The 19,543-nt window shown below is 66.0% G+C and carries 23 protein-coding genes and 1 pseudogene; 12 read left to right on the forward strand and 12 right to left on the reverse strand.

The genetic code is table 11. From position 1 onward, the window contains the following. The first annotated feature begins 149 nt into the window (after positions 1–149). The 5 genes from EXE42_RS12385 (at position 150) to EXE42_RS12400 (ending at position 3,637) form a co-directional block, all read left to right on the forward strand. A complete protein-coding gene (locus EXE42_RS12385) occupies positions 150–1,844 on the forward strand; it encodes a DUF262 domain-containing protein (RefSeq protein WP_158293468.1) in 1,695 nt (564 codons plus the stop codon). 550 nt (positions 1,845–2,394) lie between these two features. Then, positions 2,395–2,532, forward strand: a complete 138-nt coding sequence (locus EXE42_RS19370) for a hypothetical protein (protein ID WP_170964433.1) — start codon at positions 2,395–2,397, stop codon at positions 2,530–2,532. A gap of 342 nt (positions 2,533–2,874) precedes the next feature. Then, the gene (locus tag EXE42_RS12390; RefSeq protein WP_137694974.1) at positions 2,875–3,096 is read left to right on the forward strand and encodes a hypothetical protein; all 222 of its coding nucleotides are present in this window, start codon (positions 2,875–2,877) and stop codon (positions 3,094–3,096) included. Positions 3,097–3,171: 75 nt separating this feature from the next. Next, positions 3,172–3,363 carry a hypothetical protein gene (locus tag EXE42_RS12395; RefSeq protein WP_137275745.1) on the forward strand — a complete coding sequence of 64 codons (192 nt, stop codon included), beginning with the start codon at positions 3,172–3,174 and terminating at the stop codon, positions 3,361–3,363. 10 nt (positions 3,364–3,373) lie between these two features. Continuing rightward, complete coding sequence (locus EXE42_RS12400; protein WP_137275746.1) at positions 3,374–3,637, forward strand: hypothetical protein; 264 nt, start codon at positions 3,374–3,376, stop codon at positions 3,635–3,637. Between the two features lie 35 nt (positions 3,638–3,672). Here EXE42_RS12400 and EXE42_RS12405 read toward each other — a convergent pair whose 3' ends face one another. From EXE42_RS12405 to EXE42_RS12415, 3 genes are all read right to left on the reverse strand, one after another. Further along, positions 3,673–4,659, reverse strand: a complete 987-nt coding sequence (locus EXE42_RS12405) for a hypothetical protein (protein WP_137706630.1) — start codon at positions 4,657–4,659, stop codon at positions 3,673–3,675. A 74-nt stretch (positions 4,660–4,733) separates the two neighbouring features. Continuing rightward, on the reverse strand, positions 4,734–5,738 hold the full coding sequence (locus tag EXE42_RS12410; RefSeq protein ID WP_241988382.1) for a tyrosine-type recombinase/integrase: 1,005 nt from the start codon (positions 5,736–5,738) through the stop codon (positions 4,734–4,736). Between the two features lie 223 nt (positions 5,739–5,961). Next, positions 5,962–6,573 carry a metallophosphoesterase gene (locus EXE42_RS12415; protein WP_137706631.1) on the reverse strand — a complete coding sequence of 204 codons (612 nt, stop codon included), beginning with the start codon at positions 6,571–6,573 and terminating at the stop codon, positions 5,962–5,964. A 122-nt stretch (positions 6,574–6,695) separates the two neighbouring features. Here EXE42_RS12415 and EXE42_RS20635 point away from each other — a divergent pair, with 122 nt between their 5' ends. Further along, a complete protein-coding gene (locus EXE42_RS20635; protein WP_255510257.1) occupies positions 6,696–6,824 on the forward strand; it encodes a hypothetical protein in 129 nt (42 codons plus the stop codon). Between the two features lie 124 nt (positions 6,825–6,948). Continuing rightward, the gene (locus EXE42_RS12420; protein ID WP_137706632.1) at positions 6,949–8,241 is read left to right on the forward strand and encodes an MFS transporter; all 1,293 of its coding nucleotides are present in this window, start codon (positions 6,949–6,951) and stop codon (positions 8,239–8,241) included. 101 nt (positions 8,242–8,342) lie between these two features. Here the strand turns inward: EXE42_RS12420 and EXE42_RS12425 are convergent, their stop codons facing one another. The 4 genes from EXE42_RS12425 to EXE42_RS12440 form a co-directional block, all read right to left on the reverse strand. Next, complete coding sequence (locus tag EXE42_RS12425) at positions 8,343–8,762, reverse strand: hypothetical protein (RefSeq protein WP_137706633.1); 420 nt, start codon at positions 8,760–8,762, stop codon at positions 8,343–8,345. A 96-nt stretch (positions 8,763–8,858) separates the two neighbouring features. Further along, on the reverse strand, positions 8,859–10,160 hold the full coding sequence (locus tag EXE42_RS12430) for a ribonuclease catalytic domain-containing protein (protein ID WP_092920681.1): 1,302 nt from the start codon (positions 10,158–10,160) through the stop codon (positions 8,859–8,861). A 62-nt stretch (positions 10,161–10,222) separates the two neighbouring features. Further along, the gene (locus tag EXE42_RS12435; protein WP_092920682.1) at positions 10,223–11,056 is read right to left on the reverse strand and encodes a hypothetical protein; all 834 of its coding nucleotides are present in this window, start codon (positions 11,054–11,056) and stop codon (positions 10,223–10,225) included. Between the two features lie 37 nt (positions 11,057–11,093). Then, positions 11,094–11,453: a hypothetical protein gene (locus EXE42_RS12440; protein ID WP_137706634.1), complete on the reverse strand. Its 360-nt coding sequence runs from the start codon at positions 11,451–11,453 to the stop codon at positions 11,094–11,096. 134 nt (positions 11,454–11,587) lie between these two features. Between EXE42_RS12440 and EXE42_RS12445 the strand changes: the two genes are divergently transcribed. Together EXE42_RS12445 and EXE42_RS12450 are read left to right on the forward strand one after the other, a co-directional pair. Continuing rightward, positions 11,588–12,070 carry a cation:proton antiporter regulatory subunit gene (locus EXE42_RS12445; protein WP_092920684.1) on the forward strand — a complete coding sequence of 161 codons (483 nt, stop codon included), beginning with the start codon at positions 11,588–11,590 and terminating at the stop codon, positions 12,068–12,070. Positions 12,071–12,131: 61 nt separating this feature from the next. Further along, positions 12,132–13,367 (forward strand): cation:proton antiporter, encoded by a 1,236-nt coding sequence (locus tag EXE42_RS12450; protein ID WP_092920685.1) that lies wholly within the window; start codon positions 12,132–12,134, stop codon positions 13,365–13,367. Between the two features lie 336 nt (positions 13,368–13,703). Here the strand turns inward: EXE42_RS12450 and EXE42_RS12455 are convergent, their stop codons facing one another. Beyond that, complete coding sequence (locus EXE42_RS12455) at positions 13,704–14,006, reverse strand: DUF5789 family protein (RefSeq protein WP_092920686.1); 303 nt, start codon at positions 14,004–14,006, stop codon at positions 13,704–13,706. A gap of 267 nt (positions 14,007–14,273) precedes the next feature. Further along, positions 14,274–15,449: an aminopeptidase P family protein gene (locus tag EXE42_RS12460; protein WP_137706635.1), complete on the reverse strand. Its 1,176-nt coding sequence runs from the start codon at positions 15,447–15,449 to the stop codon at positions 14,274–14,276. A gap of 93 nt (positions 15,450–15,542) precedes the next feature. Between EXE42_RS12460 and EXE42_RS19375 the strand changes: the two genes are divergently transcribed. Both EXE42_RS19375 and EXE42_RS12465 read left to right on the forward strand, forming a co-directional pair. Next, positions 15,543–15,716 (forward strand): hypothetical protein, encoded by a 174-nt coding sequence (locus EXE42_RS19375; protein ID WP_199233601.1) that lies wholly within the window; start codon positions 15,543–15,545, stop codon positions 15,714–15,716. 88 nt (positions 15,717–15,804) lie between these two features. After that, the gene (locus EXE42_RS12465) at positions 15,805–16,035 is read left to right on the forward strand and encodes a hypothetical protein (RefSeq protein ID WP_092920688.1); all 231 of its coding nucleotides are present in this window, start codon (positions 15,805–15,807) and stop codon (positions 16,033–16,035) included. A 9-nt stretch (positions 16,036–16,044) separates the two neighbouring features. Here the strand turns inward: EXE42_RS12465 and EXE42_RS12470 are convergent, their stop codons facing one another. Both EXE42_RS12470 and EXE42_RS12475 read right to left on the reverse strand, forming a co-directional pair. Beyond that, complete coding sequence (locus tag EXE42_RS12470; protein ID WP_092921314.1) at positions 16,045–16,398, reverse strand: glyoxalase; 354 nt, start codon at positions 16,396–16,398, stop codon at positions 16,045–16,047. Between the two features lie 68 nt (positions 16,399–16,466). Then, positions 16,467–17,909: a tRNA(Ile)(2)-agmatinylcytidine synthase gene (locus tag EXE42_RS12475; RefSeq protein WP_137706636.1), complete on the reverse strand. Its 1,443-nt coding sequence runs from the start codon at positions 17,907–17,909 to the stop codon at positions 16,467–16,469. A gap of 197 nt (positions 17,910–18,106) precedes the next feature. On the opposite strand from EXE42_RS12475, the gene EXE42_RS12480 reads away from it, so the two are divergent. Continuing rightward, entirely contained in the window at positions 18,107–19,078 is a 972-nt protein-coding gene (locus EXE42_RS12480; RefSeq protein WP_092920690.1) for a transcriptional regulator, read from the forward strand. Between the two features lie 72 nt (positions 19,079–19,150). Here the strand turns inward: EXE42_RS12480 and EXE42_RS20235 are convergent. Further along, a pseudogene (locus tag EXE42_RS20235) lies at positions 19,151–19,543 on the reverse strand (cobyrinic acid ac-diamide synthase); the annotation flags it as partial.

The raw sequence follows: 19,543 nt of genomic DNA on the forward strand, positions 1-19,543 counted from the left end.
ACGCTCTTCCGTCCTAACCTCTACCTCGAACTGTTCTCCTTCTAACGCAGGCACAGAAGTCCGGAGTGGCGGTTGCTTAACCACAACCTATGGGTTCAAGAGAATATTCAACAGAAATACCTATTACCGAAACCTGTTTTCAAAAAATTATGAGCGGAAGTCTCGGTATCTCTGCTAACGAGGATACCGTTGAGAGCGTTCTTTCTCGGAACTATCGCTACACTGTTCCGGACTACCAACGCCAGTATTCGTGGGGCGAAGAACAGTGGCGTGCCTTGTGGGAAGACCTCCAAGCACTCCGCGACGGTGACACACACTTCCTCGGCTCTATCGTAGTCATCGAACGCTCCTCCGGACTGAACGAACTGGACCGGCTCGAAGTTGTAGACGGCCAACAGCGGATGGCGACCATGCTTACGATGCTCGCCGTAATGCGCCAGAAGTATCTCGATGAGGGGGAGAGCGGACAGGCTGACGCGATTCGAAACGAATACCTCTTCGAGCAGGACCTCGACCAGCAAGAGTATCAGAACCTCACCCTCAGTCGGTACGACAACGACTCGTTTTCGGCGATTCTGAATTGTAACTTCGGTCAGGTGGACAACGAGACTCTGAACGAGGCGCTCGAATTTTTCGGTTCACGGATTCACGGTTTAGACCTTGATGAAACAGATGTCCTCAGAAAGCGGTTGCTGAGTTCAGTCACTCTCGTCTCAATCGAGTGTACTGAGGAGCAGTCGGCGTTCCGACTGTTCGAGACCCTGAACGAACGGGGGCTTGAACTCTCCTCGGTTGACCTGATGAAGAACCACATCTTCAGTATCGCCGCACAAGACGACGATGTTGATTACGAGGCGGTCAAGCAATCGTGGCAGACAACAGTTGACAACACGGTTCCACACCTCAACAAGCCGAGCCGGTTCTTCCGTCACTACATCATGTCGGCACCGGCCCCGGACTATCCCGACGACGTTTCCGACTACAAACTCTACGACACCTTCCAAGGTATCATCAGCGACGTTCGCGGCTCAGACGACCTTACGCTCGAATCCTATCTGGCTGACGCGGCCAACCAGTCCGAGTTGTATCTACAGATTGCCAACGCAGACATTGACCGATACGACCACGGAGGAAACGAGGCCATCAACGAGAAACTGACACACTTACACTACATCAAGTCTGTTCAGGCTCGTACGCTTCTTCTCCGTATCTTCCAAGAATTTGACAACCCGAACAAGGTTATGGAAGCACTCGGTGTTCTTGAGCGGTTCTTGGTCCGGTGGAAAGTCGCCAATTACGCGACTGGTGGGCAGTTGGACCGCATCTATTCCGAACTCTGCTCGACCGTATTCAACGAAAGCGACCCTATAGAAGAGATGCGAGGATACCTTCGCGGCAAGTACCCGAGTGATGCCGAATTTAGGGCTGGTATCGAGAACAAGCGGGTCAAACTCAATGACCGAACGAGGTACATGCTCAAACGAATCGAGGAGGTCCACTACAACGGGAACGTAGACCGGATGGGTGATTATGACATCGAGCACATCGCTCCTCGTTCCGCATACACCGCCACTCGTCACAGCGCGTGGGTTACGGCGTTGAATACGACACAGGCGACGTTTGAACAGCACCGAGACCGTCTCGGGAATCTTACCCTCCTCGAATCGGACAAAAACATCCGTGCGAGTAACGACCCGTTCGAGACGAAAAAGAACGAATATGCCTCATCAGACATCGCTATGACTCGGGCTGTCGGTGAGAACTACGACAACTGGAACCTCGACACCATACAAGAGCGAACGTCAGAACTCGCGGAAGTCGCTCTGAACATCTGGTCTCTGTAAGTTCTCTCGCTCTAATCATTTGGAGAGTTAGCGCATAATTCTTATTTCTGACAAATTCCACAAAACGCAGTCAAATCTGACCACAATAGAGAGGCGAACTTACCAAATTTCGCGCGTGCCTTGCCGACTGGTGTTCCAACCCCCAACCCCTCCCTCTGGTAGACCTCCGAGAACAGGGGAATCCGCTCACAGTCCTCCCCGTTTGACTGCGCTTTCTGGCGGTATGGCTCCTCTCGGCGTGAAGTCGGGGCCAAGGCGCGTGCGCATTGGCCGTCGCCGACCGGCCCTCTGAACTTCATGTTTCGAGGGGGTCGCTCTCTCTAAGGTTACCACTCTTAGGGTATCTACTCTCCGTGGCAACTCGCTCTTAGAACTCGTGTTTAAACTCGATGACCCCCCGGAGTACAGTACGCTCTCTTAGAACACGTTGGTTGAGAGGATGGGTTTACACTCTCTATTAGAACACGAGAGTCCCGAGAACGGGCCTTTTAGAAGTTGTATTCAAAGAATTGAAATTCACGGTTAAGCCCTCTCGAATCGTAGTGAGTGTATGGAACTCACCCCGAGAGAGGCGGCCTTTCTGCTCGACGAGATGAGCGAGATAGAAGACGACGAAACGAGGTACCCGTCGGCTCGAACCGAAGCGAGGCGGCTCCGCAAGAGGGCAGAGGCCGCGCTCACGGAGTAATCAAAAACGCGCGCGTTCGGATTCTCCCGAGCAGTTACTATCGTCGGCTTGCTTCACAGCGTATGTACAGAGGCAAAGAGAGGTTCGTCTCGGGAACTGCCCCGAGACCGGAGCAACCGCGGTGGCGCTCATCGGGTCGATACGACTGGAGACACTCGGCAGGGATTGAGAACGAGAGTTCAACGCAACCCAAGCCACGGAGGTTTCGGCAGGGGTTGGCTTCGAGGTCTCGAACTCGGGGAGCGACCGGGGCAGAGCAGAAAGTGAGCAACTCCGTTTGGGTGACTGCATCGAACCGGAGGGGTGGTCGGCTCTATGTCTGACCGACCTATCCGGGTCCGATTGACAAAGACGCTCGGGCCGAACCAGCATCCAGAGTGCGGCCTGTTCACCGTACCTCCCGACGAGGCAATCACGATTACTCGGGGGATTGTTACGCAGGTCGCCCGGGAACGGCTCGGCGACGCTGACGGAACGGCATCGGACACAGAGGTTCTCGACGAAGCGACTGCCGTCCTCAAAGAAATCGAGGGAGAGTTAGAGAGACGGTTTGATACGGAGTAGATTGTCGGGGGGTCATCGAATTACACCACCTGATGTCAAATAGGCTTAAGATGGACTGTTCAATATAACTAATTGATGACAGACATCGGGGAAGCCATCTCCGCCGCGCTAATTTTGGTCGTAGGAGCAGGGGTACTTGCCATTATGGCTGGTGCTGATACATCTCTTGTAACTAACTTAATGTCGAGTGGTATAACACTCATCGTCTACGTTGGTGTGTTTGGGATTTTTGCGCTGATTCTCCTGAACATCGTCCAACAAATCTGAGGGTGGTAAGATGTCTGATGAATCTATTTGGAATCGCGTACAAGCAGAGATGCAGAAAGACGGACTTGACCTGCTTGAGCAAGTATTGGCTCTAATTACCGGAGGTGTCCTTGGGGGTAATGCGCTTCGGATAGCAAATGCGGACTTGCCAATTTTGTATGAATTAGGTGCGTATGCCGGTTTGTTCGTTCTTGGATTTATTGTACTTGGAACGACACATCTTGTTGTCTCCTACAACCGTGTACTCAGCGCAGATGTAGAAGATGATGAATAGAGACCTCACCAATTCATCGTGAATTGGGGAGATGTCTATCTTTCTCTCCGACTTCTTGGACTTGCGTGAAGGTCCATACCTTGACCACACTCTGGACACTCCCGATTTTCCACCTGTAGGGGACTCATTTCACTCTCAGCGAAATGCTTCTTACAAGAATGACAGTAGAAGATAGTTTCATCATCACTCTCCGGGTTGGCTGTCGGAGATGGCTTCATATAATCAGGGACAATCTGTCTCAATTCTGGTTCGGGGACCCCATTATGTTTCAGACGTTTGACTGCCTCATACTTGTCTGTGAGTTTGATTTTTCCATCTTCTCTCTGGACCAGAGAGCCCTCATCTGACACCATCTCATTTAAGACATTACGAATCTGCTTCTCTGATTCATTTGTCGCTGTCCAATTGACGAGTTTGTCTTCATCCATTCCAGTACCCCACGCTTCCTCAATAAACAAATTCCAAAGAAGTCGGAACTTGACCTCGTCTGCTTTTGCGTCCCGCAACCGCTCATACGCAGCCCTTCTCTTTCTACTGTATGCCCCTGCCATTATGAGGGACGGAATTACCACGAGTGGAAGGACTATCAAATTACTGAGGGAGAGGAAAGTGTTCTGTATCAATACTATCACAGCCACAAGAAACCCGAAAACCGAGGTCGAAAAAACATAGATGAACGGTTCGACCCACTCGTGTAATGCTACTAAACCTCGATTTTTGCTGCTTGGGTAGAAGGCCGAAGTCACGAGTTTAGCGGCCAAAAATACGATTGTCGCATAGACTAAGAAACGGAACCCCCACCGAACCAACTCAGACTCGGAAGCCCCCTCTAATAGAGGAAAGGAAATCAGATTCTGTGCAACTAAGGTCCCCGTAAGTCCAAGAACACCTAAGGCTATTAGAATCTGAACGTTTTCGGACCTTCTGAGGCTCCCTTCGTTCTTTTCGACAAACTCCTCGGTAAAAGAATCCGGTATTTTGAGCCGTGTAGGGAGGTTGTCTTCTCCGTCAGACTCGGACATACATTGTTTTCGCCGAAGAAATGGTAAAGAGATGGCGCTCTACTCATTTTCACGAGGTGTAGGTGACTATTGGCTCAGATGTCCACGAGGTAGTCCTCTCGTCGCTCCATCTGCTCGTTCTTCGTCGCTTTGTCGTAGTGCTTGTCCATCACCTCGCGGGACATGTCCACGCGGTCGGCGGTCACGTCCTTCGGCTGGCCCGCGTTCAGCGCCTCGGTAACGTAGCCGCGCCGGAGCGCGTGCGGACTCACCGACGCAGGGCACTTGCTCGCGGTGTTGTAGGAGGTCGCCTCGCACTCCGGTAAGTCGCGACTCATCGGGCACTCCCCGGTGTAGTGGCACGGTCGAGTCGCGGTGTAGATGTTCCGCTGAATCGTCGTCGGTTCGCACCGCTTCCCGTGGCTCGACATCAACAGCGGCGTCCGTCCGTGTTCGTCCTCGCCGCCCGGGTGGTTGAAGCGGAAGTAGTCACGGAGGACCGCGGCGACTTCGTCACTGATGCGAATGTCGCGCTCGCCTTTGCCCTTGTTCTTGAGCGGGGTCTCGGTCTCCGGACGGTGACGAACGCGGAGGTAGGGCCTGCTCCCGTCCTCAAAGTCGTCCGTGTCGAGCGCGTACAGGGAACTCCGACGCATCCCGGTCTTCCAGAGGAGCAGGACGATGACGTGACGGAGGGTCGCGTACTCGTGCTTGTTGAGGTACTCGATGATTTGGGTTGCTTCGTCCTTCGTCAGCACGGCGTCGGCTACCTCCTCGGCGTCATCGGGTTTGGGGATACGGACCATCATCCGCAGGTCCTTGGGAACGGCGTTGATGTGTTCACAGAAGCGGACGAAGTCCTTCACGCAGGTCATGTCGGTCTTGAGCGTGATGGTCTTGACCTGCTCCTGTCGCCACTCCTTGAACTGCTGGATGTCGTCGCTGGTGAGGTTGTTGAGGTTTGTGAGGTCCTCGTCTTCGAGCCAGCCGACGAACTTCCGCAGGGTCGTTTCGTAGTTCGAGAGGGTGGAGTCGGTTACGTCGTTGGCCTTGTCGTTCAGGTAGCGGTTCATCGCGTCGCGCGGCGGTGTGGAGTTCACGGGTTGTCGTACCTCGGGTGCTGAACGCCGTCGTGCGCGTTCGTATTCGGGAATTGGCACCCCGTGAGTTTCTTCGCGCGCACACGGCGAAGCAAGCCGAGGCGGCCTGAGAGCCGCCGAGGGTTGCTCTGAGCCGTGTAGAGGCCCGGGGTTCAAATCCCCGCGAGTCCACTTCTTCACTCCCTTCGGTCGTTCAGTCGTTCCCTCGCGTGGTCCCACTCGCTCACTCCGTTCGCTCGCGGGACCCCCGCGAGTCCACTCCGCTTCCCGCGGAGTTCTGCGTCGACAGCGCGTTCTCTGCGGCGGTTCGATCCGGGAACCGCTCACCGAGGGCCAGGTAGTCGACCAGCCTATCGAACGCCAGCGGACGGTAGTCCAGCAGTTCGACGGAAAAGTTCACACGGCGGGCGTCGTGGTCGATGAAGGGGAACCGATCCGGCCAATTGTTGTGGTGGTGGCCGTGGAGTGTCCACCCCTTCGGGTTCGACGGCCCGTCTGCCGGGTCATGGACGGCGTGGAACGGGACTCCGCGATGCTCGAAGCGGCACTCCTCGACGAGCTGAACCCCGTCTAACCGCTCCAGTATCGTCCCGTCGTGGTTCCCGATGAGGAAGACGAGCTCCCCGTCGAGTTCGTCGAGCCGGTCCAACAGGGCTCCCGCTGAATCCCGGATCGTCAGGTCGCCACCGTACAACACCTCGTCAGTCGGATCGACGACGCGATTCCACCGCTCGACCAGCGTCTCGTTCATCTCCTCGACCGAGCCGAACGGTCGATCGCAGTAGCCGATGACGTTGCCGTGGTCGAGGTGGAGATCGGAGACCAAGTAGTCCATCGAATATCGACGCTTCTCACTGACCGCGCTTCAGCGTGACGACCAGCGGCCGATCGGCCGGCTTGCCGTTGCTACCTCCCGGACCCAGTCCGCTTATATACCCCGAGTAAGTTTGGCGACGTATGGGCGTCTCCGAGATACTCGAGGGCACGAACCTCACGCACCGTCAGATGGGGGCCATCATGGTCGGGTGGATCCTGCTGGTCTCGATCGTCGCCGTCGGCCTGCTGCTGTACACGTCGTCGCTGTAGGCTCCCGCGCGGTGCCCCCTGCCGGCCCCGCCGGCCCCGCCGCCCCGCAAGCGTCTCCCGACTCTCGGCAACCGCGGCGGCTACCCCGGAGGTTATCAGCGGACCCGCCGAACCGTCGGCTCACATGGACGCCGCCGAGCGACGGATCGTCGGGTTCACCGCGGGATCGCACGGGCTCGTCCACACCTACGAGCTGTCGATCCCGATTCTGCTGACGGTGTGGATCGGGGAGTTCTCCACGACCGCCGCCGCCCTCGGCGTCGTCGTCACCCTCGGCTACGGGCTGTTCGGGGTCGGCGCGCTCCCGGGCGGCATCCTGGTCGACCGGTTCGGGTCGAAGCCGCTCATCCTCGCCTGTCTCACGGGGATGGCGGGGTCGTTCCTCCTCGTGAGCGTCGCGCCGACGCTCCCGGTCCTCGCCGTCGCCGTCGCGTGCTGGGGGCTCACCGCCAGCGTCTACCACCCCGCGGGGCTGTCGCTGATCTCGAAGTCGATCGACCGGCGCGGGACCGCGCTCGGCTACCACGGGATCGGCGGGAACCTCGGGATCGCGCTCGGCCCGCTGGCGACCGCGCTGCTGCTCCTGGCGTTCGACTGGCGGCTGGTGACTGCGGCGCTCGCGCTGCCCGCGGTCGTCGTCGCCGCGTACGGCGTCACCGTCGACGAAACGGGGAGTTCGGCCGAAGCGGGGAATGTGACCGACGCGGAGAATTCGGCCGAAGCGGGGAGTTCCGACGGCGGGGCGTCGTCCGGCGGCACGAAAGGCGAGGTCTCGCTGTCGTCGATCGCGACGGACACGCGCGCCCTGCTCGCCGGCGGCTTCCTGATCGTGTTCGCGTTCGTCACGTTCAGCGGGCTCTACTACCGGACGTTCCTCACGTTCCTCCCTGACCTCCTCAGCGACGCGCTCGGCGGCCTCGTCGACCTCCGACTCGTCGACCCCGACAGCCCGTACGCCGACCAGTTCGACGTGGGCCGCTACCTGTACGTCGCGGTCCTCTCGGTCGGCGTGTTCGGACAGTACCTCGGCGGTCGGATCGCCGACCGCGCGGCGCCGGAGCGGGGCCTCATTGCGGTGATGGCCGCTCTGTCGCTGCTCGCGCTGCTCTTCATTCCGGCGACCGACGCGGTCGCGACGTTCGTCGCGGTGTCGCTCGCGCTCGGCGTCGCGCTGTTCACGGTCCAACCGCTCTCACAGGCGACGGTCGCCGCCTACTCCCCGAGCGAGGCGCGCGGCCTCTCCTTCGGCTACACGTACGTCGGGATCTTCGGGATCGGCGCGCTCGGTTCCACGCTGGCCGGGACGGTCCTGACCCGCGCCGGACCCCGAGAGCTGTTCGTCGTCCTGGCAGGTATCGCGGCGCTCGGCTCGCTGTCCGCGACCGCTGTCACGCGGTTCGCGACGCGACGGGACTGAGCGGACCGCCGGCCGCGTCGCCCCCCGCTCGACCCGACGGCGGCCCGGCGTTCGCGGGCGCTCGGATCCGGCGGCGGTATCTGCGACGACCCCGGGATCGGTCACGACTCGTCGTCTGCGGTCTCGTCGTCGTCTGCGGTCTCGTCGTCCGCGGTTTCGTCGTCTGCGGTTTCGTCGTCTGCGTCGGCGTCCCCCTCGGACTCGACGTCGATCCTCACGGGCCCCTCGTCGGACTCGGCGCCGTCCGGCTCGGACCCGTCTGACCCGTCGGTGGCTCCCGAATCACGTCTCTCGTCGGCCGCCGACTCCAGTTCGCTGACGGCGTAGCCGACCGCGTAGCCGGTCGACCCGCCGAGGAACGCGCCGATCCCGGCGCCGACCGGGCCCCCCCGGGCGCCGAGGACCGCGCCGGTGAAGCCGCCGAGCGTCGCCGCGCGCTCCGCGTCGCGCTCGGGGTCGCCGGTAGGTTCGAGCGCGCCCTTCCCGTGTCGGTCCGCGTCGGTGTGTTCGTGGCCGGTCATACCGGTCGTTGCGGCCGAGCGGGTGTATATGTCTCGGCGCGTCGCGTCTCGCGGGCCGGCACGGTCGGCCTGCTACCCGACCCCGGCCGCGAGAGGCTACGCCGTGTGCTTCGCCGCCTCGGAGTCCTCGACGACCTCGACGCCGCGGTTGTTGACCGCGTGCGGGTCGAGCCCCTGCTCTTCGAGGAACTGCTTGTAGAGCCGCTCGGCGGTCTCGCCGTCCTTCTGCTTGTCGCTGGCGCGGTCGCAGAGTTCGACGAGGGTCTCGGGCACGTCGTTCTCGTGGACGATCCAGTGGTTGATCGTGTCCGACAGCCGGCGGATGGGCGAGGTGAAGTGCCCGTAGATGTCGAAGTTGAGCGCGTGGTGGCCGCCGAACGGGTCGTTCATGTACTTCGCGCGCGGCATCACCTTCAACACGGCGCGCTGGATCTTGTTGAGCTGGCGCTCTGGCGACTCCTCTAAGGCGGCGTTGACCGCCTTCCGCGGGTCGTCGCCCCACGCGTCGCCGGGGATCGAGACGCCGTCGAGCTCCTGGATCTCCTTGAGCGCCTCGTTCCACTGGTCGGGGGTGGGCTGCGGGTGGACGCGGTACATCGCCTCGACGCCGCGGTCCCACATCAGGGTGTGCGTCACCGCCTTGTTCGCCTTCAGCATCGACTCCTCGATGATGGTGTGCGCGCGGTCGCGGCGCGGGTTCAAGACGAGCGAACCGTCCGCCTTGCGCTGCTCGTGCATGCGGTCGGCGAGCTCGAAGGCCAACTGATTCTCCTCGCCAAGCGGCAGATCGGGGTCTTCGAGCCGCTCTTCGCACTCGGAGTAGGTGAGCCGTTCGTCGGAGTTGATCACGGATTTGTAGATGTCGATGTCCTCGAAGGAGAGCGTCTCCTCGTCGATCTCCATCTCGACGGTGTGTGCGAGGCGGTCCTCGTTCGGGACGAGCGAGCAGACGGTCTCGGCCAGCACCGGCGGGAGCATGTGGATCGTGTAGTCGGGCAGGTAGACGGTGTTGGCGCGCTCGACGGCCTCCTCCCACATCGCGGTGTCCGGGGTGACGTAGTGGGTCACGTCGGCGATGTGGACCCACAGCCGGTAGGCGCCCTCCTCGCGCTCGATGGAGATGGCGTCGTCGAAGTCCTGCGCGTCGACCGGGTCGGTGGTCCAGGTGGTGAGGTCGCGGAGGTCCTCGCGCTCGTCGATCTCGGCCTCGATCTCCTCGTAGACGCCCTCGGTCCGGGCCTCCGCTTCGCGGAGCACCTCGCTCGGGAACTCGTCGCGGATCTCGAACTCCTCGAACAGCTCCTCGCGCTTCTCGGCGAGTCGGTCCGCGAGCGCCGGCGTGATCGTCACGGGGCCCTGGTCCTCGGCGGACCCGGGCTTCGGCTCGTCGTCTGACATACCTCCACCAACGCGGGTCCGTTAGAAAGGCCTGTCGGGCGGGACGAACCCCGTATCGAACCTCAGACGAGCGCCGCGACCACCGGCGACAGCGCCACCGCCGCGACGACGAGCATGACCGCGCCGCCGCCGATCGGAACCGCCGACGCGCCGACCAGTCGGAGCGCGGTCCGCCGCGGGGTCGCGTCCGCGACGACGAACGGCGACCCGTCCGCGATCCGCGATTTCACCTCCCCGACGGGCGCGTCCGGGAACGCCTCGGCGTCACCGACGACGGTCACCTCGTCGCCCGGCCGGAGCGTCCGCTGGAGGTACCGGCGTCGGGGGTCGTCGCCGATCGTGACCGGTCCCACCTCGTACCCCGTCTCCGTGGCGTCGACCTCGTCGACCGCGTCGACGAACCCTCGGACGCGCTCCGGCGGCTCCTCGTCGGCGTCGACCTTGATCTTCTCGTCGACGTCGAGCGAGAACGCCGCCGCCGCGGGGTCGACTCGGATCCCGGTCCCGCCGTCGTCGACGCGGAACGGGACGCCGGCCTCGCCCCCGTCGATCGTGACCCACGACTGCCCCTCTCCCTGGCTGCGGAACTCCGAGACGTCGTAGTCGACGCAGAGGGCGGGATCGCCGCCGAACGGTGCGGGAAGCGTCTCGTCGTCGATCGCGGCGGCTCGTCCCGTGATCCGCACCGCTCGCTCGTCGCCGTCGAGCCCGGCCGGACCCGTCGTCGTCGCTCGGAGGACGCCGACCGCGTCGACGGTACCGCTCGCACCGCGCGCGAGGAACACGAGTCCGAGGGCCAGTGCGCCGACGCCGATGGCCGTCGGAACGGGGTCGGCGGCGTCGATAGCGGTCGAAACGGGGCCGGAAGCCGCGGCTACCGCGTGGAGGGCGTTCATGCGTACGAGCCGGGGTACCGGTCCCCGACGGGTAGCATTATCGGTCGCGGTCGGAGCGGTCGCGGTCGGAGCGTTTCCGATCCGACCGCCCTCGGGTGTCGGCCTCGTCGGTCCGGTCGTCCGCGTCGCCCGCGACCGCGTCCGCGTAGCGGTCGAGGAACTCCTCGGTGGTGAGTCCGTCCGCCTCGATGGAGCGAATCAGCGATTCGAGCCCGTCGCGGGGCTGGTGCGATATCTCGTCGTCGCAGTCGGTACAGAGGTACTCGAACTCCTTGTCGCGCCGGCTCCAGCGGTCGCCCTCCTTGTCGTACTCGCGGGCGTCTTCCCGTGCCACCGAGTCGCCGCACGCGATACAGACCACCGTTTGCCGGTCTCGACCCCCCCGGGAGCGCCACATACCGATCCACTTTCTCTCGCCCCACTTAGCGTTTGGTGCGCGGCCGACGCTCGGCTGACGGGACCCGCCGACCGCTGACGCGGGTCCGCCGGCGAGAGGTGTAGACATATTACCGTGGGCTCTCTGGTCTCGGTATGACGGTCACCGAGTCCGACCTCCCGGGGGTCGGCAAGAAGTTCGAGATCGAACTGGGCGGCGGCGAGGAGATGATCGTCGTCATCCACAACACCGGCAAGCGAGAGGTGTTCCGGCGGACCGACCCGGACGCCGACTCCGAGAGGGCGTTCGAGTTCTCCGACGACCTCGCCCGGACCATCGGCTCGATCATCGAGGGGGCGTACTTCCAGCCGGTCGAGCCGGAGACGCAGGAGACGACGCTGCCGGGCGGCGTCCTGTTGGAGTGGTACGAACTCCCGCCCGGGTCGCCGCTCGTCGGCGAGACGCTCGAGAGCGCCGACATCGGCAACCGGACCGGGCTCGCCGTCGTCGCCATCCAGCGCGGCGACGAGGTGCTCGACAGCCCGGGCGCCGAGACCACCCTCCGCGAGGGCGACACCCTCATCGGAGTCGGCACCCGCGAGAACTGCGCGGCGTTCGAAGCGATACTCACCGAATGACAGGCCGGCACGGCGCCGCCGGTTTCGGCGTTACGGTCCGCCCTCCCAGAGGTGACCGGTAGTGGCGCTGCTCGACGTCGGCGTCATGTTCGCCGCGGTCGCGGTCGCCGGCTGGCTCGCGAACCGCCTCGGGCAGTCCGTGATCCCCGCGTACATCCTCGTCGGGATGCTGGTCGGGGAGTTCGTCCTCGGACGGGTCGCCCTTCCCGCCGTCGGCACCGTCTACGTCCCCGAGACGGAGTTCATCGCGCTCGGCGCGGAGCTCGGGATCGTCTTCCTCCTCTTCTTCCTCGGCCTGGAGTTCAACCTCGACCGACTGCTCGGTCGGTGGCGCCCGATCGGGACCGCGGGAACGATCGACCTGGCCAACTTCGGGGTCGGACTCGTCCTCGGCTGGCTCGTCTTCGACGCGTTCCTCCCGGCGTTCCTGGTCGCCGGGATCGTCTACATCTCCTCGTCGGCGGTGATCACGAAGTCCCTCATCGACCTCGGCTGGATCGCCAACGACGAGGCGGAGCCGCTGCTCGGGACCCTGGTGTACGAGGACCTGTTCATCGCCGTCTACCTCGCGGTCGCGTCCGCCTTGGTGCTCGGCGGCGGCGACGTCGCCGCGGCCGCGACCGACGTGGGCATCGCGGTCGGATTCATCGTCGGCCTGCTCGGCGTCGTCCGGTTCGGCGCCCCGCTCTTCGACCGGCTCGTCGCGACGGACAACCGGGAGTTCGTGGCGCTGCGCGCCGTGGCGGCGGTCGTGTTCGTCGCCGGCGCGGCGCTCGCGCTCGGCGTCAGCGAGGCGGTCGCGGCCTTCTTCGTGGGAATGGCGTTCTCCGCGACGGACCGGGCCCACGCGATCGAGACGATCTTGGAGCCGGTCCGCGACCTCTTCGCCGCGGTGTTCTTCTTCTGGATCGGGCTCGTCACGGACCCCGCGCTGTTCGCGGACGTCGCGGTGTTCGTCGCGCTCGCCGTGGTCGTGACCACGCCGACGAAGGTCGTCACCGGCTACCTCGCGGGGCGGGCGTTCGACCTCGACGTCCGGCGGTCGACGCGGGTCGGCCTCGGCATGACCACGCGCGGCGAGTTCTCGCTGATCATCGCGACGGTCGCGGTCACCGGCGCGGAGGCGGGCTCGTTCGATCCGGCGCTCGCGGGGACGATCAACGCGTTCGCGGTCGGCTACGTCCTCGTGATGGCGGTCCTGGGGACGACGCTGATGGGCTACTCCGCGCCGTTCGAGTCGATCGCGACCTCGTGGCTGGATCGTGGCGGAGCGGACGGCAGCGGGGCGGGCGGGTAGGAGTTCGGTGGCGGGGCCGTTTATCCATACGCAGTCGTCGGCGTGTCGATGGCCAACACCGGCAGCGGTCCGGTCACTCGGTTACAAACGGTGGTCAACGGATCGGCGGCGAACGCCGTCAAAGCGCCTCTGAGTTCCGCCCCGCACGGCCCCGCACCTCACGCCTCCCCAGCCTCGTCGGGCGACCGGAGCGGAGCGACGGTCGCCCGACTCCCTCGCACGCGCTGGCTCGCGGTCGCCGGAGGGCGACCGCTCGCAGGCGCGCGCCGACCGCCATCGTAACCGTCTCTCGTCGTCTCGGCTCCTGGATCTCGGTAGTGCCGTCGCGCTCGACGCCTACTCGGTCGCGACCGGGCCGCGGCCGACGACGTCCTCGACCGCCTGAACGAACTCGCTCCGGCTCTCGAAGAGGGGGACCTCGCTCTCCGCGAGCACGTCGTCGAGCGTGCGCGCGCCGTCGGGCGTCCGGAGTTCGGCGTCGCCCTCCTGTTCGCGGACGTCGCTGCGCGTCGCGGGCCAGGTGAGCCGCGACGCGACGCGGGCGACGGGCTCGCCGGCCACGTCCGGCCCGTCCCCGAGCTCGACGGCCGGCTCCGCTTCGGCCTCCTCGTCCGCCTCGTCCGAATCGGTGTCGCTCATGCCCCGCGGTTCCGCTCGGGCGACACTAATGGTTTCGATGCCGTTCGGGGGTCCGCGGGGGCGCAGCCGCGAGGCCGCCGCCGGCTCGGTCCGACACCGAGAACACACCCGAAATAATCCGGTAATACTGTTATATTATCCGGGCGTAATTTCCGGTTGGGGGCGCAGGCACACGACTCCCGCACTCGCGTGTCGAACGCCGACACGCCGGTCTCCGCGCTTTCCGCCGACTCGACTCCGTCGCGAACCGCTTCGCCTATCTCCCCGTCACTCCCATCCGCGGTCGGTCCGGTTCAGCCGCTCGCAGCCGTCCTCGGTGACGACCACGAGGTCCTCGATCCGACAGCCGAAGCGCCCGTCGAGGTAGATTCCGGGCTCGACGGAACACACCATTCCCGGTTCCAGCGGGCGGTCGTTCCCGGCGACGAGGTAGGGCTCCTCGTGGACGTCCAGCCCCACGCCGTGGCCGGTCCGGTGGACGAACGCGTCCCCGTGCCCCGCCGCCTCGATCACGTCGCGCGCGGCGCGGTCGACGGCCGACGCGGGGACCCCGGGCTCGACCGCCTCCACGCCGGCCGCCTGCGCCTCGCGCACGACCTCGTGGACCTCCGCGTACGCCTCGCTCGGCTCGCCGCCGAAGACGAGCGTCCGCGTCTGGTCGGAGGGGTAGCCGTCGACGCGCGTCCCGAAGTCGAGGACGACCGGCTCGCCAGCCCGGATCTCGCGGTCGCCGTGCCCGTGGTGGGGCTTCGCGCCGTTCTCGCCGGCCGCGACGACCGTCTCGAAGCTGACGCCGCGCCCGCCGCGCTCGGTCAGTCGCTCCGCGATCCGGTCGGCCAGGGCGGCCTCGGTCATGCCGACGGCGTCGGCGCCCAGCGCGCGGAGGTCGCCGACGACCGCGTCCGCGACCGCGGCCGCCTCGCGCAGCGCCGCCAGTTCGGCCTCGTCCTTCCGGACCCGGAGGCCGGCGAGCGCCTCGCTCGCGAGCCCCCACGTCGCGTCGGGCGCCGCCGCGCGGAGGTCCTGCGTGAACCGCGCCCACATCGTGTCGTCGACGAGCAGCCGCCCGGCGTCGAGCCCCCGGTCCGCGAGCAGGTCGCGCGTCGCCGCGACCGGGTCGTCGCCGTCGCTCCACGTCCGCACCTCCGCGACGCCCGTCGCCTCCCGGACCTGCGTCTCGTACAGCGCGGGCACCAGCAGCGCCGGCTCGGGGTCGGCCGCGCTCGCGGCCGGCACGACGAGGAAGAAGTGCCGCTCGCCGGGCTCCTCGGCGAAGCCGGTGAGGTACTGGAGGTTGCGGCTCGGGAACGCGACCAGGCCCGCCGCGTCGACCTCGTCCAGCCGTTGCGCGGCCCGCTCGCGTCGCCGCTCGGACGGTCGAGTCGGCTCCCTCTCCTCCGCCGCCCCCTTCGCCGGCCCTCCCGCGTGTGCGTCGTCGGTCACGCGCCGGAATTCGGTCTCGATATATAAGTAGGATGGCGTTGACGTGGCCGCAAGCGGCGCATAACTAGGGCGGATCGGTCGCTCCGAGACAGTATGTCGACCGAGAACGCCGCGACGTTCGACTGCCCCGACTGCGACGTGCGCGCCCCCTCGACCTCGGTGCCGTACGACTCGCTCGGCTACGTCGTCTGCCCGGTGTGCGGGTACGCCGCCACGCCGGCCCCGGAGCGGTCGTCGAGCGCCGAGCGGTCGCCGGCGGGCGACTGACTCGGCCGCGACCCGCCTCGCCGAACTCGGCGCCGCGCCGCGGCCTCGGAACCGCACCGCTTTAGCCGCGGGGCGCGTCCGCCCGGGTATGAGCTGGTCGCTGGAGCGCGACGACGGCACGGTCACCGAGTGGGAGCGGTCGGACGGGTACGCGACCGTCAGGCTCCGCGAGCGCGCGGCGGGCGGCTTCGTCGTCCGCCTCGACGTGATGGAGCAGGCGGCCGACGAGTCGGCCTACGAGCGCGTGCGGTTCGACGACCGAGACGCGGCCGAGGCGCGGGCGACCGAGTGGCGCGAGGCCCGCGCCCTCGACGAGTAGCACGCGCGGCTACTCGATGTCGACCGCGTCGTTAAGGAAGACCTGACACTCGACGGTCCGCCCTTCCGGATCCTCGGCGAAACACTGGTATATGTCGTACGTCTCGTTCTCCCGCGGCTCCGTCACGACCGCGTCGCCCAGCCGACCGGCGGCGGCGTCGACCCCCTCTCGGTCCGGGTAGACGAAGGTGAGTATCCCGCAGTCGTCGGCCTCCTCACGCTCGCAAAACCCGAACAGGAACCCGTCGAACTCTAAGATCGTGCAGTCGGGCTGTTCGAGCCGCACGGTCGCGTTCAGCCGCTCGCGGTAGAACTCGACGACCGCGTCGCGCCGCTCCGTCGCGTGGAAGACGATTCCGGTCACGTCCGGCCGCTCGGGCGGCGACCACTTCATCGCTCCGGGCGGGCGTTATCGCTCCGGGCGGGTCCGCGTCACCGCTCCGGGTGCGTCGGCGCGTCGAACCCGCCGCGGACGAGGGGCTTCGCGACGTGGCGGCGCGCGCTCGGCGGCACCTCGTACCAGCCGACCTCGAGGTCGCGCTCGATCGGTTCCGCGACCTTCCCCGGCGCGCTCGTGCCGCAGTCGCGACACCGGTACCCCTGCCCGCTCCCCGCCGAGGACATCGACCGCCCGCAGTCGGGACACGTCGGCACCGCGGGCGCCGTTCGGACGAGCTCGCGGACGGCGAACTTCTCCAGCTTAAGCGTGCTCTCGGGCCCGTCCGCGTCGTCTCGCACTTCGTGTTCTCGCACCTCGTGTTCGCCGCAGAGGGTGACGCGGTCGCCCGGCCGGAGCGCGCGCACCCGGTCGCGGAACCGCCCCGTGGGCGCGAACGCGACGGCGCGGAGGGTGTCGCGGTCCGCGGCCGGACCGCCTTCGCCCGTCGCGGCCGCGACGTCGACGTGGACGTGCCCCCCTTGTTTCGTCTCCGGCGCGCTCGCCACCACGCCCGCGACGCGGTAGCCAGCGCCGTCGCGGAGGCCCCCGATTCGCCCGGGCGCGAGGTGGGCATCGGTGCCCTGGTTCGTCAGGAACGTCGCGGCGCGGTCGACCGTTTCGCCGTCGATATCGGCCGCGACCTCGCGACACGCGGTCGCATCGTCGCCCCGGATACCGTAGAGGATCGGCCCGGGGGCGTTGGGGACGCAGACGGCGGCGCCGGTCTCGCGGTCGACGGTGTCCCAGACCGTCGGGTACCCCTCCTCGGCGGCGGCGAAGACGCTCTCGACGTCGACCTCGCGGGGCGTCCCGCAGCGGTCGAGCTCGCGGTAGGCGATCCGCTCGAACGTCCAGTCGTCGAACGCCGCCGGCGCGCCGACCGCCGCGAGCGCGCCGATCCGCCCCCGTCCCGCGACCCCGTCCGCCCCGCCGGCCTCGTCCGCCTCGTCTGTCTCGCGGCCCCCGTCCGCCATGCCGGCCCCGCCCGCCGAGCCGACCGCGGCGTGTCGGAACCCGTGTTCGTCGGCGAGGTCGACCGCCTCGGCGACGGAGAGCCGCTCGCGGAGCGCGCGGTGCGCGAATCCGGCGACCGCCTCCGGGATCGGCTCCCCGGTCGGGTCGAAGGGGTCGCCGTCGACGTCGCGGTCGGCGACGACGATGCCGGGGGAGGTCCGGGGGTCAGCGGCCGCGGCGAACTCCTCGACCGTCTCGACGGCGACGGTCGCGGCCCGCTCCGCGTCGACCCCGGAGACGTGGATCGCGACCGCGGCGTTCCCGCGCGTCTTGTGTTTCACGGCCGGATTCAGGCGAACGAGTAGCCACCGACGGACTCGGCCGCCCGCGTCCGCGAGCCGCTCCGCGATCCGCGTCGCGACGTACGTCGTGCACATCCCGCGCTCGCGGGAGTCGGTGTCGTCGACGGCGACGATCGGCATGCGACGCGGTTCGTGGCGGCGCGTCAAGCCCCTTTCGAGGGCGGCCCGGTCGCTCTCCGGTCGGTCGACCCGCTCTCGGCCCCGGTCGAGTATTTAACCGTTTCCCGTGCCGAACGCGGAAAATCGCAGGCGGGCGGCAGTTTCGTCGGGAGGGAGACGACACAACGCATATATACGGCGAGCCGCTTGTTTCGGCTATGTCCCGGACTGCGCTCATCGAGAACGTCACCGCGATGCTGGAGGACGCGGGCTTCCTCGTCAGCGACCGGTGTGCGGTCCGGCCCAAGAGCTTCGACGTGGCGGCCCGCCGCGACGAGGACCTCCTCCTCTTGAAGATCCTCGGTAACGTCGACGCGCTCGACGCGGAGACCGGCGCGGAGATGCGCCGGCTCGGCGAGTACCTCAGGGGAACGCCGATGGTGATCGGGATCCGAACCCGCGACGAGGAGCTGAAGCCGGGCGTCGTCTACTTCAGGCACGGCGTGCCGGTGATCAACCCCGACACCGCCTACGACCTGTTCGTCGAGGGGATGCCCCCGCTCATCTACGCGGCGCCCGGCGGGCTGTACGTCAGCCTCGACGGCGACCTGCTGGCCGACGAGCGCGAGGAGCGCGGCTGGTCGCTCGGCCGCCTCGCGAACGAGCTGGGCGTCTCCAGGCGCACCGTCTCGAAGTACGAGGACGGGATGAACGCCTCCATCGAGGTGGCGATCCAGCTGGAGGACCTGTTCGACCAGCCGTTCTCCAGCCCGGTCGACGTGCTCGAGGGCGCGGACGATGTCCGGGACGCGGAGCCGACGCCCTCGGCGCCCGCGGCCGACCCCGACGACGAACACGTCCTGGGCGTGCTCACGAGCGCCGGCTTCACCGTCCACCCGACCGCCCGCGCGCCGTTCAAGGCCGTCTCAGAGGACGAGGACAGCCCCGCGACGCGCGTGCTCACCGGCCACTCGGCGTTCACCGCCGCGGCCGAGAAGCGCGCCCGGATCATGTCCTCCATCGGCGAGGTGGCACAGACCCGGTCGGTGTACTTCACCGAGGAGGACGAGAAGCGCGAGTCCGTCGACGGCACCGCTCTGGTCTCCTGCGAGGAGCTCGCGTCCGTCACCGACCCCGAGGAGATCCGCGAGCTGATCCGCGACCGCGCCCGCGTTCCCTCGGAGGCCTGACGGCGTCGCCGCGGTCCGACCGATTCCCGCTGCGCCGGCTACCCGCTCGACGAGTCGCGGCCTCGCCGCTCCCTACCGACCGAAGAGCCGGCTGAAGAACCCCCCGCTCTTCTCCTGTTCCTCCTCGTCGCTCCGGGGGTCGGCCGCTTCGGAGGGCTCGGGATCGGTTCGGTCCGCGTCGTCGGCGTCCGGGGACGACTCGGATCCGTCGTTCCCCTCGTCTTCCCGGTCCTCGTCGGACAGCACGGTGTTCATCGTCCCGGTGTCGTCGTCGCGGAACGGGATGCTGCCGGCCAACTCGTCCTCGACGTCGTCGCCGGACCCGGTCTCGCCGGTCGCCGTCCGCGCGGTCTCGTCCGCATCGGGAATCGGGGCCGGTTCCGCGTCGCTCTCCTCCGCGTCGCTCTCGGCTGCGTCCTCGTCGCCCTCCGCTGCGTCGCTCTCGGCTGCGTCCTCGTCGCCCTC

This window comes from Halorubrum sp. SP3, assembly GCF_005435195.1.
Taxonomy (GTDB): domain Archaea; phylum Halobacteriota; class Halobacteria; order Halobacteriales; family Haloferacaceae; genus Halorubrum; species Halorubrum sodomense.